Raw genomic sequence first — 17,235 nt, 5'->3', positions numbered from 1 at the left:
ATTAATCTACTCTTTCCCTAAATCAAAAGTCCCCTTGCTCAGTTTCAAAGGCAAGGGGACGGAAGTTAAATATTATTTTTTAATGAATTTCTTTTGCAATGTTTGACCATCTACCGTAATGGAAGCAATATAAATACCTTGTGGTAATTCATTGGTATTAATAGCTCCTGAAACCTCGTTCACCACTTTTAAGCATTGCCCGGATAAACTATATAACTCAACCTGATCGATACGTCCCGCCGTGTTAATGAACAACTCATTGCCCACGGGATTGGGGTAAAGCGATACCTGTTCGGCCTTTTTATCTTCGATAGCCGTAGCTGTACCCTCTTCTATTTTTATACCATCAATCCACATATTATACGACTGTGTTACGGTCAAAGTAGGATCGGACGTATAGAACACGATTAAACGTCCGGTATTATTGCTCGGGTTAATGGTTACATTACCCACACCGCTGTACTCCTTATACTCGGTGGTTAAGGTTTCCCAGCTATCCGCCTCACTGGTAAAACCAATTTTAGCGATGCCCTCACCGGCCGCATCCGTCTTGGCATAAAGGGTAATTTTATAATCGCCCTCCGGAAGATTTACCGTACGCAAACGGAAATCATAAGCCGTACCTGCTGTGGCATCCAGCTTTGTTTCAATAGCCAGCTTCATGGCTTTGCTGCCATCATAAGCATCGCCATCTACGGTAGCCAGATACTCCGTAGTGTTGTTTCCTCTCCAAAAACGATCGAAAACCTGTGGCGTGGTAACAGGCCAGCTATCCAATTCTCCATCTGTAGCGTTTTGCTTGGCTATCTCATTGCCAATCACATAAACGTTTGACTCAAAATCTTCAGTGCACGGAAAATTTTCAAGATCAGGCATGTAAGGAGGTCCACTGGGCGCCCATTCCAAGCTTACATCATCAAGCCACACCTTGTAATTATCAACTTCAGAGGTTCCGGCATCCGGAAACCAAAGCTCAATGCGTCCACTGCCTCCAATCTGACCATAGGATACAAATTCCTGATACTCGGTAGTCAATTCCTGCGAGTAATTCTCAAATAAACCAATTAACTTACCCCCTTTAGCCACACCGGCCGCATCGGTCTTTGCCCAAAAAGTAGCTTTCACCCAGTCTCCTGCAGTATAATCTTTAACAGTAGAACGTAGTCTGTTACCTTTATCGACATGACTGATTTCAAATAAAATTGCCTGACTACCACTATGAGCATCTGAAACAATAGTCATCTTATTATTGTATTCTGTATTCTTATCTACCCACAAATTATTCCAATAAGAATCGGTAGCCATTTTACCTTCCCAGGCTACTCTGCTCACCACAGAAGTACCTACTGCTAAAAAAGCATCTTGCTGACCTGCTGGCGGGGTTTGCTCAAAACTCCCTTCCCAAATTAGCTGTGCTGACATACTTAATGTACACAGACCTAAACCAAGCATTGTAAAAATTTTTCTCATAATCATTGAATTTTAAATTTGCTTCCACTAAAGTATTAATGTCAAGGCATGCACAGGGTTGAAAAATCGTTCCTGCTGGGTGTAATTTTGATTCAAAAACGCATTGAACGATTTTTCATCCTACGCAGAACGAAAAGCACAACCCCCTCAATTGCAGTATCTTTTATTTTTATTGCTTGATTAATCCGTTTAAATTCACACTATGCAAAAATCATTACCAGCCATATTAACGTGGGTGCTATTTTGCTCCTTGATGCTGTCGTTAAAGGCCCAAAACCAACGTCCGTTTTTTAACGACACCTGGCAGGCAAAAACCTTTAATACGCCGTCATCTTTTAGTCCCATTGACTTACCCCAATCATCCACTGCCGATGCAACCATCACCATTGATGTCAACACCACCCTTAACAAGGTACTGCCTACTCACTTTGGTGTTAACACCCCCTTTCGGAATAGTAATGATCAGCTAAACCGCACGCACCTTTATGCCAACGCCGGCATTGGCTCCATGCGTTTTCCAGCGGGAAGTGGCTCTAACCTCTATTTTTACGACGGCCAAACACCCGCTGAAACACGAATACCCATCAAATCAATTGACGGCACCCAAAACAGCAGTATGAGCCCCGAACTGTTTGTTCAGTTTAAAAACAATGCCAACAGCGAAGCCACTGTTGTGGTTAACTATTTTTATGCCCGTTACGGTGTCACTCCCCAAGGAACACGCCAGGCACGTGTACAGCAGGCTGCCGATTACGCGGCTGGTTTTGTCCACCAATTAAATATCGAACTCAAGGCCAATATTAAATACTGGGAGATAGGCAACGAATGCTATGGCAAATGGGAAGAAGGCTTTGAGATTGATGGCGTCATCACCACGGGTAAGGAATATGGCGAAGATTTTTGCGTGTTTGCAGAAGCCATGAAAGCGATTGACCCTTCCATAAAAGTGGGAGCGGTGGTTACCCGCGAAGACGATGACTGGAACAGCACCCTGCTACCCGAAGTACAAAACCATGCCGACTTTTTGGTGGTGCATAACTATTTTACTACCGTAAAGGAGGCAACTGCCGAAAACATACTAGCCAGCGTGCCGCAGGTAGGAGACGTGCATACCACCTTGCTCAATTGCGTTGAGAAATACACCGATAAAGCCCGCGATTATTTCCCGGTGGCCATGACGGAGTTTAACTCACGCGGCCCCATCAACTGCACCATGGTCAATGGCATTTTCATAACGCAGGTATTGGCCGAAGCCATTAAGCACGGCTATGGCATGATTGATTTATGGGTATCGGAATGGAACTGGAGCGAGAGTGCACAGGAAAGCAAAGGCTTTCTGGCCAAAAATGATCCCGACCAAGACGATTACACCCCACGCCAGAGCTACATCCCTTATCAGTATTTTGAACGCAGCTTTGGCGACCAGATGGTGGCAAGCAACTCCGATAATGCATCTGTTCAGGTTTACGCATCTACCTTTAGCTCTGGCGAAATCGGTCTGATCATTATCAACAGCAACGACACACCTAAAACAGTGAAACTGGATTTGGAAGCACTCAATGCACAAGCGGCCGACCTGTACTGGCACGAGTTTTATGCCAACAGCATTGAGGCCGGCGACAAGAAATTCTACATCAATGACCGGTCAGGCAATACGCCGGGTGGCGGCCCTGATAATTTTGCCACCATCGAACCCTACAAGGCCAACTATACCGGCGACCATGTGTTCGAGGCGAAAAAATACAGCGTTAACTACCTGGTTGTTAAACCTAAAATTATCCAACCCAAACACAACGTTTTGATGATTGCCGTTGATGACCTTAAACCCTTGCTAAACTGTTACGTCGAATCGCAGATACACACACCTAACATCGACCGTCTGGCCGAACAGGGTGTGGTATTCACCAAAGCCTACTGTCAATGGGCCGTGTGTGGGCCTTCGCGCGCCAGTATTATGAGTGGTTTAACACCCGACGGTACCGGCATTCGCAACCTCTCATCGCTAATGAGAACAGAGAATCCTAAAGTGGTAACATTGCCCGAGTATTTTATCAATAAAGGCTATTCAACAGCAGCCTGTGGCAAGGTATACGACCCCCGCAACGTGGACGATCAGCATGATATTTTCAGCTGGTCCGTTCCTTACACGCAGCCGAACGATTACACCTATCCTGACCACTACCCGCCATTTGTACAGGGCAGCAACTACCGGGTAAGCCCCAACACGGCCACCGAACAAGGCCCCGAAGGAGTTGATGACGATGGGTATACGGATGGGCAAATAGCCATAGATGCCCTCAATAAACTGGATGCCCTGAGTTCCAACAAGCAGCCCTTTTTTATGGCAGTTGGTTTTAAAAAGCCTCACATACCTTTTATAGCCCCCAAAAAATACTGGGATCTGTATGACCGCCACACCATTGATTTGGCAGCCTTTCAAAAAGTGGCCGCCGGCAGTCCCGATTATGCTTATCACACACCTGAACCTATAGGCTACACGGATATACCAGACACATGGACATATAACGACCCAACACTGGGCGATGGCTTGCTCAGCCCCGATGATCAACGGCAGCTCCTGCATGGTTACTATGCCTGTGTTTCCTATATTGATGCACAAGTGGGTAAACTATTGGATAAGCTGGAAGAAAAGAACCTGATGGACAATACGGTGATCCTGCTCTTTGGTGACCATGGCTATCACCTGGGCGACCATAACCAATGGGGCAAACACACGCAGTTTGAAAATGCTGCCCGCGCCCCGCTGATTATTAGCGCTCCCAACGGAACCAGTGGGCAACACCATGCTCCCGTTGAATTTATCGACATCTACCCCACCCTGTGCGACCTGGCCGGATTGGAGATTCCATCGTCAAAGCTACAGGGGCAAAGCCTGGCGCCGGTGCTAAGAGGTGAATCGCTGAACAAAGACCTGGCCGTGACAGAATACCGATCAGGCGGTGGTGCCAGCTACTCCTTCCGTTCCGATCGTTACCGACTTACCTTATGGATGCAAAGCAGCAGCGACCGCACCGACATGATTGACTGGGATGACTCGCGTATCAAAGCCATGGAATTATACGACTACGAAACCGATCCGTTGGAAACAATCAACCTGGCCAATGACCCCGACTATGCATCGGTAGTAGAAGAGCTAAAGACCAAAGCTGCCAGCTGGTGGACCCGGCAAAACAGCTTCTTTAACCAGCCAACCACGGACCCTATAAGTTTTCCCTTTATCGAACATTTCGAAAACTACAATCTCAATGAATCGTTTAACGGTGACTTGTGGCTCAACAGCCAATCCATCTGGGAGCGTTTATGGAAAGGCGACTTTTTAAATAACTTTAGCGCCCTCGTTGTGGATGACAGCAGTAACGAAGGCAGCCAGGCTCTGGAAATCAGCTTTAACCCCAAAGCCAGTAGTGGTAATGGTGCCCAGGCTAAACTACGAACCATCGATCTGCTCAATTTCAGCAGCGAGCACTACATAGTTTCCTATCGCGCCCGCACCAATACTGAAGGATTGAATCAGGTGAAGATAGGAGCAAGTAATCAAGTCGGCAAATGGCACACGCTAAGCACTGATTATCAATACTTTTTTGACACAGTTTCACTCACTAACAATCGTTTATTTCTCTATTTCAATAATATGGATCTTACACCGGGGCAAGACTATAAAGTTTGGATTGATGATTTGAAGATATCCTACACCTCTGCTACTAATGCAAATGGCATTGAGGAACAAGAGCATTTGTCGGCTGTAATCTACCCTAATCCTGCCACCAATAAACTTTATTTTAAAACAAGCCAATTGGTTCATGAGGTCAGGGTCTATAACACACGGGGCAGCCTGCTTATTCATCAAACCCGGCCGCAAGATGGCCTGGATGTCTCCCGTTTAGCCATAGGCCTGTATTTCCTTGAACTAAACAAAGGGATAAAACGCAGCGTACATAAATTTATTAAAGAATAAATGCGATTACCCGTTTTACTGTCTCACCACCGCCTGGGATGAAGTGGGCAACCAGGCTCATTATAAAAAAACGGGCTGTCGGCAACTCCGGTTTACAGGTACCTTTAATTGTGCGTTTCCCAGACCAACTGCAGGCCGGCACGGTGGTAGACGATTTGCTTTCACTCATGGATCTGGGCCCCACCGTCCTATCGCTGGCCGGCATACAGCCACCCGAATACATGCATGGCAAGGCATTCCTAGGATCTTTTAAGAGCAAGGAGTGCCATCGCTATGCCTTCGGCACCTACAGCTTAGGTAAGATTCGGGATGCTTATTTTAAAGGTACTCCCATTATTAATGCGGCTCTCCACCCATATTTTTCCACCATGCTTTTCAATCAACTCTTTGCAAAGCAGCAATCCGGTACCAGTACCCTGCTCGTTGCCTGTACCAAAAGTGGTGGTTAATTGATTGTCATCCCAGATATTTTGCTGTCTTTCCACACTAATTCCCACACCCCAATCGCTGATACCCACAATCACTGACCCATCAGCCACTTCCGCCGTAACCAGAACATCGGAATCATGATTAGAAAATTTTATAGCATTGCTGATAAGGTTTCGAAGTACCGTTTTTAGCACATTACTATCAGCCCATATTCGAAAAAGCTCAGGTACCTTATTTACTATTGTCAGCCCTTTTTGTTCGGCATTAAACCTCAGCACTTCAATAATACTATCGCACAGCTCTTTTAACAGAACGGATCCGTGTTCAAGAATAAGTTTGCCCGACTGGGCTTTGCTCCAAAGCAGCAGATCCTCAAACAGATTATAGGTATTCTGCGAAGTCTGGTTAATTATCAGGAGCCCATCCCTAATTTCTTCGGACGAACAATCATTCAGACTATTAACCAAAATCTCAGAAAAACCCATAAGACTCTGAAAGGGACTCCTCAAGTCATGAGAAATAATTTGCATATATCGATCCTTGTCTGCAATAAGACACTTAAGTTTCGATTCACTTTCCTGAAGCGCTAATTCGGTAATATTTCTTTTCAATGTTAAAGACGCGACATACGAATAAGACTTGAGGGTAGCAATAGAAGGTAAATCGTATTTTTGCCTTAGCCCGATTAATGTTGTTGCGTAAAGTTGGTTAGAAACTTCGTGAACAATACCTATAAATGTATTTAAGCCGGTTTGACATTTAATAGCTGTATTGTCTGTGGAGGAAACTGCTCCAAACGTAATGTCTGCAAATGACTGACTAATACCTATTTTTTCATTCAGCATCATTTGACGAGTAGCATCATCTACCGGTATCCTTACCTTAAGCATATCCTCTTCAACTACCTTTTCAATGGTCTTAATAATGCTATCCTCCGCATCAATATGTTTCACTAGCATACACTTTTGCAAAGGATCATAAACTGAAAATATTGCAAAGCCAGCATCCGTATAAGATTTTATCTTATTGAGTAGAAGGGGTGCAATATCATCGGCAGCCTGGCTGGCCATTAACTCCATGGCCAAGGAGTTGACAAACAAATTATCCCTATTTTGCTGCTCTAATCGGCCAAAAAGAACCTTTCGGTTTACTGCACCCTTTTCTATTAGGCTAATCAGATAATACATGCCGTAAGTATAACCAATTAGGAGGATTATAATAAGCAGACACCTATCATGAGCAACACAGTAATCACGACTATTAGCGAAAGCCGAAAAAACAAAAAGCAGCAAGAAGCTCCCCAAAAAAATAGTGTGCTTCTTTCCAAGCACAAAGCCTGTAATGGGTATTAAAGCGCCAATAACAGCAGCTGAAAAATACATTTCGTCATCTACTATATGATTAGCCTTCAAAAAACTAGTGGCAACCACACAAAGTAGCAATGTATATACTACTATCTGAAATACCCGGTCTAGAACACTCTCCTTTAGACTAAATATCAAACTCACTGCTGTTATTAGCAATGCGATAATATTCAAATTCTTTAGCACTACATTATCAAGTGAAAAAATATCTATAATATATCCGATTCCAATCACTAAGGACAATAAGTAAAGTGTGCCCTTTTTATCGGCAGAATTAAACCCTTTCCATTTATCCACAACTAAAAATCCCCCCTAATTGTTACTAGTCCCCCAATCTTAAATCATACTCCATACTTGCTAATCGCGCAGCAAATAATAGATGTATACGACTTCTTACATATTCATTTTCCCCAAAAAATGATTGAATATGTCAGGTCAATAGTACTTCGATAAACCTGAAAGGTTAGTTAATTAATATGGAATTAATTTAATGTAAGCTAAGCCAAAATCATCATAAGCATATATGTGTTTATCAACAAAATAGACCTATATGCAAATAATAAATATGGAATAAAATAAGAGTGGACAAACTGCTTTAATTTACATACATTTAGTTGTCAACAAACTTAATACTCAAACAATATGATTAAAAACCTTGCTGTAGTTGGTCTGGGCAAAGTAGGTGCTTTGGTTGCGCTTCTCCTGAATAAATCGTTTCATGTGCACGGTTTTGACGCACAGGTTCCAACCACGCCCTTCTCATTCCCTTGCTCGCTTATTGACCTTAATGATGAAGCAGCAAACCTCAAGCAGTTTAAAAACTACGATGCCGTGGTGTCCTGCCTGCCTTTTAAATACAACATCGTTATTGCGCGTCTGGCACACCAACTGGGTATCCATTACTTCGATTTAACCGAGGATATAAAAACATCCAAGGCCATCAGCAGCATGGCAAAAACATCAAAAGGGATCATGGCGCCTCAGTGTGGTTTGGCACCGGGTTATATTGCCATCGTGGGCTTTGACCTCATTAAAAAGTTTACCCGGCTGCGCGATGTAGAGCTACGGGTGGGCGCCCTGCCCCGCTATCCCAACGGATTGCTGGGCTACTCCTTTAATTGGTCGCCGGCCGGCGTAATTAATGAATACATTGAGGATGCTGAAGTAATCGCCAGTGGCCAACGAAAATATGTAAGCTCCCTTATGGGTGTGGAAACCATTAACATCGAGGGGCGCGAATACGAAGCTTTCTATACCAGCGGCGGTCTGGGCACCCTATGCAAAACACTGGAAGGAAAGGTGGATACACTTAACTACAAAACGATTCGCTATCCGGGTCATGCACGCCTGATGCGCTTCCTCATTACCGAACTCATCCTTAAAGATAAGCGGGAAACTCTGGAGGAGATACTCACCCTGGCCAAGCCCCCTGTAAACGAAGACCTGGTGCACGTATATGCCGCTGTTGAAGGCTGGCAGGAAGATAAATTATTCCGGGAAGAGTTTTTTCATACTTACCTGCCACAAACCATTGATGGCGTGCGCTACCGTGCCATTTCATGGACTACGGCTGCCAGTGTGTGCAGTGTTATTGAACTGGTTCATCAGGGCAAAGTGCCTGCTAAGGGCTATTTAAAGCAAGAAGATATTAACCTGAACCATTTTCTTGCCACAAGCTACGGGCAATACTATCAAAATCAAATAATATGACAACACTGAACAAAATACTGGACGGATTAATGGTTCGCTACCAGCTGAGGGTTAAGGATGTAAATAAAATCATCGAAGTACTTAAAGAAAAAGGACTTATTGAGAACCCGAGCGATATTGAGAACGACCACATTGCCTTTCGTACCATCGGGGAGCCGCAATTAGGCATTCAATCACTGGAAAAGATATTTCTACACCATGGCTACACGGCGCGCGATGATTATTACTTCGAGCACAAGAAACTGAATGCCCGCTGGTATGCCCCACCTGATGATCGACTTCCGCGCATCTTTATCAGCGAGTTGCGAGTTAATGATTTTCCGGCTTCCATACAACAACTCATTCGCTCCTTTACCAATGAGGTGAGGACTGATCCGGTGGATCAGCTGGATTTGGATGACGCCAACGGGGTAGATAACTTCCTGCATTCACCCCTTTGGCACACCCCAAGCTGGCAAGAGTATGAAACACTTGCAGCTGCCAGTGAATATGCTGCCTGGACCATTTATAACAAATACTACTTAAATCATTTTACCATTAGCGTGCATAACCTGCCGGCACCTTACAACCGGCTTGAGCTATTTAATCAGTTACTGACTGATATTGGCATCCAACTAAACACCTCCGGTGGAGTGATAAAGATCAGTCAGGACGGGCTGCTAAAACAAAGCTCGTCGGTTTCGCATTTAATAGATGCCACCTTTGCCAATGACGAAACGCACCCTATAGCCGGCAGTTATGTAGAGTTTGCCGAGCGGAAGATACTACCTGAATTCCTGCACTTACCGCCGGATAAAATTGGCCGAAAGCATCGACGCGACGGCTTTGAAACAGCCAATGCCGATAAGATATTTGAAAGCACCTACTCCAGTCAAACCCGTAAACGTGACGATTGAGCCCATCATCTGCAAAATAAATTAAGGTAAGCCTTTTTTTAGACAGAAGGCAGTAGTCATTTAATGAGATATGAGTAGTGAGATATGAGTAGTGAGATATGAGTAATGAAACAGATTAACATGGTTTACGAACATAACAAATAAGACACACTTCAACGCTCATAGGTACAAGCAATTATTCATTTATTACAAATTACAACAAATTATGAAGATCACACACCAGGATATTCTCCAACATTTTCAACTAAACGACACCAATGAAGGCACCTGGATGGGGCACATTCCCATTTCTTCCAATGGCGCTGTTCTTGAAGTATATTCGCCCCATAACAATCAACTCATTGCCGGGGTGAAAACAACTGATCAGACCGCTTACTCCACCTTAATAGACAAAGCCCAAAGCGCCTTTTTAACATGGCGCAATGTGCCGGCTCCCAAACGGGGTGAGATTGTCCGACAGTTTGGTCAAAAGCTACGAACTGAGAAAGAATACCTGGCTCGCCTGGTTGCCTGTGAGATGGGCAAAACCCTGCAAGAAAGCTACGGCGAGGTACAGGAAATGATCGATATCTGTGATTTTACCGTCGGTCTGTCACGACAGCTTCATGGCCTTACGATGCACAGCGAGCGCCCCATGCACCGCATGTACGAGCAATGGCATCCCCTGGGCATTGTGGGCATCATCTCGGCCTTTAACTTTCCGGTGGCTGTGTGGAGCTGGAACAGCACCATTGCCTGGGTATGTGGCAACGTATGCCTCTGGAAAGCCTCGGAGAAAACACCCTTATCGGCCCTTGCCTGCCAGCAAATGATGGCTGACATACTGAAGGATAATGATCTTCCGTCCGCCATATCCTGCCTGGTAACGGGTGGCCGCGACCTGGGCGAGCAAATGAGTGTGGACAAAAACATCCCCCTTATATCGGCCACCGGTTCAGTGAGAATGGGACGTGCAGTGGGGCAAAAGGTAGCCGCCCGCTTTGGTAAATCATTGCTGGAGTTGGGAGGTAACAATGCCATGATTATAACGCCGGAGGCGGACTTGAACCTTGCCATACCCGCTGCTTTTTTCGGAGCCATTGGCACCAGTGGTCAGCGCTGCACCTCCACACGTCGCCTCATTGTGCACCACAGTATCCTTAATACGGTGGCCGACAAATTATCGCAAGCCTACCAACAGGTTCGTATAGGTAATCCACTGGATGCCAAAACACAGATGGGACCGCTAATTGATCAACAAGCCGTGGATAAGTATCTGAACGGCATTAGGGACTGCAAAGAATTGGGCGGGGAACTCATCGTGGAAGGGTGCCCCCTTGAAACTAATGATCTGAAACAAGGCTGTTACGTTAAACCGTCCATCGCCCTCGTGGATAGGAACCTACCCCTGCTTCAGCATGAACTATTTGCGCCCCTGCTCTACATCATGCCTTACAACACCCTGGAGGAAGCCATTACCATACAAAACGATGTGCCACAAGGCTTGTCATCGTGCATCATGACTACAAATATGCGGGAAGCAGAGCTTTTCCTCTCTCAGCGGGGCAGCGATTGTGGTATTGCCAACGTCAACATTGGCACCTCGGGAGCTGAGATAGGCGGTGCCTTTGGGGGTGAGAAAGAGACCGGCGGTGGGCGCGAAAGTGGCAGCGATGCCTGGAAAAACTACATGCGACGTCAAACGGTAACCATCAACTATTCCAGCGAGCTTCCCCTTTCACAAGGCATCAAATTTGATATGTAATGAGTTATATTTCATCCATTTAGGCGTTAAAATAATAAATCTACGACCCCAGCTGGGGTCGTAGATTTATAGCCTAAAAATCAAGCTATAAACAGATGACTCCTAAGGAGTCAAATATAATGCAGTTGTCTTCCACCGTTTAAAGTTCTTTTAAAGAGTAAAAGGTGTGCATTCGCTTCTTGCTGTTACAAACCCACCGGAGAAGCATCCACCTCCCCGATGGGTAGTTTTGATTTATGCGCTACGCTAAATAGAGCTTATAAAGCTTCCATTTCTTCCAGCAGGGCTTTTCCTTTTTTAATCATCTTGCGGGCTGTTTCCTGCGGTATCCGTTCGATGGTGAAGGATTCCAACAAGTCATCCAGACGTTGCAGCAAAACAGCGGCTTCCTCATTGGAGCAATCGCTAAGCTCCCGGCGCAGTATCCCTATCTTCTCATAGTCCTGTATGCCTTCACGCAGGCGTTCGAAACGTATGGAACTGGCTCCACCCGGGTAAGTCAGGTAGGTGTCGCCGGCCGGCCAGCGACGGAAACGTGAATCGCGGTAAGGATTTTCGGTCCAGCTGTTATAAGCCCATCGCAGGTAGCCATCCAGGCCACGGGCTGCCGTGTACCAACCCAGCCATGCCGACTCGGCAGGAGGTGAAAAAGTAAAAGTGTTGGGATAAGCTTCCACGCAGCAAGTGTAATAAGTAGTCTTCTGTCCTTGGGCTCTACGCCGTTCGAGCAAATCGGTCGGAAAGGTGAATCTGGAAGATGCACAAAAGTCGAACAGGTTATCCGAAAGCTCAGGAAACCAGTGGTCGGCAGCGAGGGCTATTTTTAAGTCGGGTGACACCTCCTGTATTAACTGATACACGGCCATCATGTCCTTCTTCGATCGCTCATCCATGGCAATGGTAGTCTGGTGATACCAACCCTTACTCTTTAGGTGAGCCACAAAACGGGTAAGGAAGGGTTTCCAGAAAGCCGTGTATTCGTCAGTGCCGGGATTCATGGTTACGGATACTTCTTTTTGCAGCGCTTCGTCGAAATAATAAAAGGTATTGCCCCAGGGCACCATGGTATAGCAGTTAATCTGCGGCCCAATACCACAATCCAACGCAAAGGACACCCACCTATCGAAGATGCTGAAATCGTAGTGCCAGCTGCCGTCTTGTTTCTTATGCCAGGCAATCATACTGCCAAAAGCATCGTAGGTTTGACCTCCCCAGGGGCGGTTATTCAGCGTTACCGTAACGCATTTTTGGCCGGCTGAGGCCAGCAGTTCCAGCTCGGGTCTGAGCCGCTTGAAATGTTCTTTACTCCAAGGCTCCACCTCAAACCAGCGGGCAACGGCATAAGGGTTTTGCCATAGATCCAGATGAAAGGCCCATTGACCGGGCTCCGGCAATTCGCGTTCTGCCACGCTAAGGGTGAGTGGCAGCGTGATAGGTTGCAGCTGCTTTGCCTTCAGGGTGACGATCCCCGTGTATTCGCCGGCAGCAACATTGCGGGGTATGTGTACGCGAAGCCACAGCGGGCGTACCGAGCGGGCCGCCATATCCACTGAAGAAGCTTCCACTAGGGCATCGGCCACCAATGAAGAATCAATCTCGGCGGTTATATTGGGTTTACAGCCTGCAATATAGGTATCGGTGAGGGTATAACTCACAAAGCGGCTGCCGATATTTTTGGCGGATATCTTTTCCTTGCCCCGTTTGGCTTTTAAGTCCGATAGCTGGCAACTGACCGCCTCCACATCGGAGCCGGCCCACAGTACAAGCTGGGAGGCCACTGTTTCGCCCCGCCAACCCTTCAGGTGAATGGACTCCTTCAGGTTTTGCGGAACCATATATTTGGCATAACGCTCATCGATGCTGCCCACCCCAGCGTACAGGCCTTTGCTAACTTGTGTCCAGTCGGTTTCCGGTACCACGTTTGGATCCGGTGCCTCATTGATTAAGGGTCTGTATTGCGCCAGCAGCACGGTGCCGCTCAACAGGCAGCATATCACTATACTAATGGTTTTGTGTAGATGTGTCATAAAAAATGAATGGATATAAAATTATTATTCAATCACAGCTTAGGTAACTAAGTACGAAATAAGCATTTTTTCAGTAAAGCGCGCTAAAAGTATCTGTTTTATTGCCTCGCTATGGGTTTTGATTACAGAATAATGCACAAATACAAAACTCCCCGTCCTCCGGTTAGGTAAACTGGTGGACGGGGAGTGCAAATTCAGCTACAACTATACTTATTGCTACTCTTTTATCACTTTAAACTGCTTTTTCTGATTATCCGGTGTGATTACTTCAACAATGTAAATGCCGGGTTTAAGGGGGAGCTCTACTTCCGACATAGCACTCTGTGCCACGCCTGAATAAACAAGCTTGCCGCTTAAGTCGAGTATGCGAATCTTACTTCCCAGCAATTCGTCACTTATATCAATGTATATCATGCCCGAAGTTGGGTTAGGATATACCTTCATACCATGACCATCAGCGCTTTGCGGTACTCCGGTAATAACCACCGAGACGCACTCTGAACTCACCGTGCAACCCTCTTTGGTGATGCTTACAGCATACTCACCACTCCTATCCGCCACATAAGTCTGCGAGGTAGCGCCCGCAATCGGTGACTGCTTCATCTCACAATCCAACCATTGATAGCTGGCATCTGTCTGCACAGCGCTCAGTGTATTTCCATTCAAAACAACTGTGTTATCAAGCGATACGACGGTGAGGATTTCGGTGACGATGCTGTCGCAACCGTTGTAAGCCGCCCCTGTCAGCGTTGAAACGTGGCTCTGATCGGCTTGAATATCATTGACCTCGGTGCCATCGGCATAGGTAAAGGACGAACCGGCGCATAGGCTGTACTCCACGCTATGATAAGCCAATGGCAATACCACCAATGTTTCCGTGACAATGCTGTCGCAGCCTGTATGTGCCTGTGCAATTAAAACAGAGGTGTGGCTTTGGTTATGGCTTATAATTTCTATTTGTGTGCCATCAGCAAAAGTGTAACCTTCTCCTAAACAAAGCTCAACATCAACAATGGTTTCCGGAGCATGGTGTAAAGTTAAATTGACCGTAATTATACTATCCATACTACAGGTATTAGGTATTGTATCCATCACCGTATAGGTACCTTCTTCGGTATAAGTTTCATCGCCACTTGGCACCGTATAGGTATTACAGGCAATAACATCAATTGTTTCGTAACTTGGTAAACAGCCCACCTCAATTAAACTTACATAACGCGGTTGAAAACCGGTAACATTATCAAAATCGTATAATTTATAAATTATATTAATCTGTGGATTATATTCAAAAATAGTTCCTGAATTTCCATTTGCTCCTCCGTATGAACAAACGCCATATAGATTGCCATTGGAGGCTAACACTAAGCTTTGAGGCGACGCACCAGCTATGCCATTAAAATTAAGCTTATGAGCAAAACTTTGGGTATTGATGTCATAAGTGAATAACACGCCTGCATTATTGCTTGGGCTGTCACCTCCATTTTCTGTTAAACCATACAGAATGCCTTCTCCTACTTCAATTAGGTAACCTTTGGGATAGCCTCCATTTACATTTAATTCAAAGTTATGTATAGTGGCATAGGAGGACGTTGGAATATCAAAAACAAACAATGTTCCATGATTATTACCTCCACCACGATCGGTAGTCCCATATAATTTTCCGTCACTGGCTTGAAGTAATTTTCCGTAGGGTTGAGAACCTTGGTCTCCTCCGCTGAACTCATGCAGTACGGTTATTTCATCTGTTTCAATGTTATAGGAGAATAGAGCACCTCCTGAATTTGTGGCGTAACTCGTTGTTGTACCATATATTAATCCATTAGTGGCCTGGATTAAACTATTGGACTGAGGGCTGCCTCCATGCATATTGCTTACCAAGCTTTTGAGCACCCTATAGCTATCACTTTTAATATCATACTCATACAAAACACCTCTACCGTTTGCATCGGGACCTTTACCTGTATATGTCACTCCATAAAGCTTACCATTATCAGCTTGCAACAAGGTACCAACCGGTTGCATACCTGTATCGTCATCAACAAAATGAAACAAGGTGTCGATAGTGTTTAAAGCCGGATTATAGGCATAAATGCAGCCTTCACTGTACATACCGCCATCTTGCACAACTCCGTACAGTAAACCATTATTTGCCTGCACAAAGCCACCTTGTGGAGCCTTACCATAGGGTTTACCATAAAAATTAGCTAACACTGAATAATTATCATTTGCTGGATTTAAACTGTAGATTACACCTCTATCCTCAGAACCCGTACCAGATCTAAAACCATAAATTAAACCATCGGATGCCTTTAATAATTCACTTGTCATATTATTACTTCCATGGCCTACGAAATCGTAGTGAACTTTGTATGTGTAAGATGTAGGATCATAGGAATAGAGCACTCCATTATCTTCTCCTCCATTAGTAGTTAAGCCCCACAAAACCCCATCTTCATCTTCCAGTAAATAACCTTGAGGAAAAATACCTGTCTGAATACTAAAATCATATATACGTGAATAATTACCATTTACAGGGTTATACATGAATATTACACCCTGGTTATTATAACCTCCAGACTGTGTAGTGCCATAAATAAAACCATTCGAGTGTAAGGTTAGTCCCCCATAAGGAGTTCGACCATTTTCATTATCAAATGAATATACTATTGAGAAAGTACCATCTGAAATGGTATATTCAAACATAGTTCCACTATTATTACTTCCGCCACTACTTGTAACTCCATATATTTTATCATGTACATTAACTAAACCTTGTACCGGTCGATTTCCGGTTGTTGCAGCCTCAAATGCATGAATTAAAGTGAATTCATTATTAGAAGGATCAAATGAGTAAAATGTGCCATTGTTATTCAGCCCCCCATAATCGAAAGTGCCATAAAACTTAGCATCCGAACAATACGTTAACTTAGTTAGCGGATTAGAGCCCACTTGGGAACGAGAGCCCAAATGGTGCAAATCAGTTTTAACCTTGGTAGTTGGATTGAATGTATAGATCGTACCTGCATTTGATGTGCCGCCATTTGTAGTTAATCCGTAGATCAATCCATTGCTGTGTAAAGTTAGTGAACCGGCCGGATTATATCCTTCAGACGTAACAAACTCATAAACTACAGATAGCACACCTGATTCCTTATCAAATTGATAAATAACACCATACTTGGCATCGCTATAGGAACTACCCCCACCCACACAATATAGTTTACCATCCTGTGTTTCCACAAAATTAGTTTGTCGTGGAATATTATCTTTACTTTCTTGTGGAAAGTCTAACATTACAGAATAATTATCGCCATTGCCATCGGTTTTAAAGATAACGCCATTACCACTAGTACCACCCCTAGGGGTAACCCCCCACAGCCCCGGTGTTTGCCCTACCGCGAAGGTAGTTACTAAACAAAAAATGCTTAAAAAAGATAGTTGTCTTTTCATGATTATTGCGTTTAAATGGTTAATGATTAGCCACTATGCACCCCCCTTACAACTGGTTGAGAAGGTATTAGTAGCAGAACCTAAGGTTATTCGGCCAGGCACAAAAAGGATAATAAGGAGCGTGTAATAAGTTGAAGTACTATGGGATTAGGCAACAAGGGTTGTAAGA

The 17,235-nt window shown here is 44.8% G+C and carries 8 protein-coding genes and 1 pseudogene; 5 read left to right on the top strand and 4 right to left on the bottom strand.

Features of this window, described 5'->3' with window-relative positions; genetic code table 11:
• Positions 1 to 72: 72 nt before the first annotated feature.
• Positions 73 to 1,470 carry a T9SS type A sorting domain-containing protein gene (locus ACRD7A_RS01350; protein ID WP_430809541.1) on the bottom strand — a complete coding sequence of 466 codons (1,398 nt, stop codon included), beginning with the start codon at positions 1,468 to 1,470 and terminating at the stop codon, positions 73 to 75.
• A gap of 202 nt (positions 1,471 to 1,672) precedes the next feature.
• Between ACRD7A_RS01350 and ACRD7A_RS01345 the strand changes: the two genes are divergently transcribed.
• Together ACRD7A_RS01345 and ACRD7A_RS01340 are read left to right on the top strand one after the other, a co-directional pair.
• Positions 1,673 to 5,446: a sulfatase-like hydrolase/transferase gene (locus ACRD7A_RS01345; RefSeq protein ID WP_430809540.1), complete on the top strand. Its 3,774-nt coding sequence runs from the start codon at positions 1,673 to 1,675 to the stop codon at positions 5,444 to 5,446.
• 38 nt (positions 5,447 to 5,484) lie between these two features.
• A pseudogene (locus ACRD7A_RS01340) lies at positions 5,485 to 5,706 on the top strand (sulfatase/phosphatase domain-containing protein); the annotation flags it as partial.
• Positions 5,707 to 5,739: 33 nt separating this feature from the next.
• Here ACRD7A_RS01340 and ACRD7A_RS01335 read toward each other — a convergent pair.
• Entirely contained in the window at positions 5,740 to 7,062 is a 1,323-nt protein-coding gene (locus ACRD7A_RS01335; protein ID WP_430809539.1) for a sensor histidine kinase, read from the bottom strand.
• A gap of 819 nt (positions 7,063 to 7,881) precedes the next feature.
• On the opposite strand from ACRD7A_RS01335, the gene ACRD7A_RS01330 reads away from it, so the two are divergent.
• From ACRD7A_RS01330 to amaB, 3 genes are all read left to right on the top strand, one after another.
• Positions 7,882 to 8,949: a saccharopine dehydrogenase family protein gene (locus tag ACRD7A_RS01330; RefSeq protein ID WP_430809538.1), complete on the top strand. Its 1,068-nt coding sequence runs from the start codon at positions 7,882 to 7,884 to the stop codon at positions 8,947 to 8,949.
• Positions 8,946 to 9,845 (top strand): DUF1338 domain-containing protein, encoded by a 900-nt coding sequence (locus ACRD7A_RS01325; RefSeq protein ID WP_430809537.1) that lies wholly within the window; start codon positions 8,946 to 8,948, stop codon positions 9,843 to 9,845. Before ACRD7A_RS01330 ends, ACRD7A_RS01325 begins: the two co-directional genes overlap by 4 nt.
• Positions 9,846 to 10,050: 205 nt before the next feature.
• Entirely contained in the window at positions 10,051 to 11,589 is a 1,539-nt protein-coding gene (gene amaB / locus ACRD7A_RS01320) for an L-piperidine-6-carboxylate dehydrogenase (protein ID WP_430809536.1), read from the top strand.
• A 257-nt stretch (positions 11,590 to 11,846) separates the two neighbouring features.
• On the opposite strand, the gene ACRD7A_RS01315 is transcribed toward amaB, so the two are convergent.
• Positions 11,847 to 13,616 (bottom strand): DUF4091 domain-containing protein, encoded by a 1,770-nt coding sequence (locus ACRD7A_RS01315; RefSeq protein ID WP_430809535.1) that lies wholly within the window; start codon positions 13,614 to 13,616, stop codon positions 11,847 to 11,849.
• Positions 13,617 to 13,832: 216 nt separating this feature from the next.
• Positions 13,833 to 17,066, bottom strand: coding sequence for a choice-of-anchor tandem repeat GloVer-containing protein (locus ACRD7A_RS01310; RefSeq protein ID WP_430809534.1), 3,234 nt, complete (start codon positions 17,064 to 17,066; stop codon positions 13,833 to 13,835).
• Positions 17,067 to 17,235: the final 169 nt, after the last annotated feature.

It is taken from the genome of Carboxylicivirga longa (assembly GCF_050589825.1).
GTDB classification, from domain to species: Bacteria; Bacteroidota; Bacteroidia; order Bacteroidales; family Marinilabiliaceae; genus Carboxylicivirga; species Carboxylicivirga longa.
Note: the sequence above shows the minus strand (reverse complement) of the source record. Positions and strands in the feature narration are given on the sequence as shown.

Coding starts and splice junctions, on each gene's coding strand:
- ACRD7A_RS01350 (WP_430809541.1), bottom strand. CDS start 1,470: ATGAGAAAAATTTTTACAATGCTTGGTTTAGGTCTGTGTACATTAAGT.
- ACRD7A_RS01345 (WP_430809540.1), top strand. CDS start 1,673: ATGCAAAAATCATTACCAGCCATATTAACGTGGGTGCTATTTTGCTCC.
- ACRD7A_RS01335 (WP_430809539.1), bottom strand. CDS start 7,062: ATGTATTATCTGATTAGCCTAATAGAAAAGGGTGCAGTAAACCGAAAG.
- ACRD7A_RS01325 (WP_430809537.1), top strand. CDS start 8,946: ATGACAACACTGAACAAAATACTGGACGGATTAATGGTTCGCTACCAG.
- ACRD7A_RS01310 (WP_430809534.1), bottom strand. CDS start 17,066: ATGAAAAGACAACTATCTTTTTTAAGCATTTTTTGTTTAGTAACTACC.
- amaB (WP_430809536.1), top strand. CDS start 10,051: ATGAAGATCACACACCAGGATATTCTCCAACATTTTCAACTAAACGAC.
- ACRD7A_RS01315 (WP_430809535.1), bottom strand. CDS start 13,616: ATGACACATCTACACAAAACCATTAGTATAGTGATATGCTGCCTGTTG.
- ACRD7A_RS01330 (WP_430809538.1), top strand. CDS start 7,882: ATGATTAAAAACCTTGCTGTAGTTGGTCTGGGCAAAGTAGGTGCTTTG.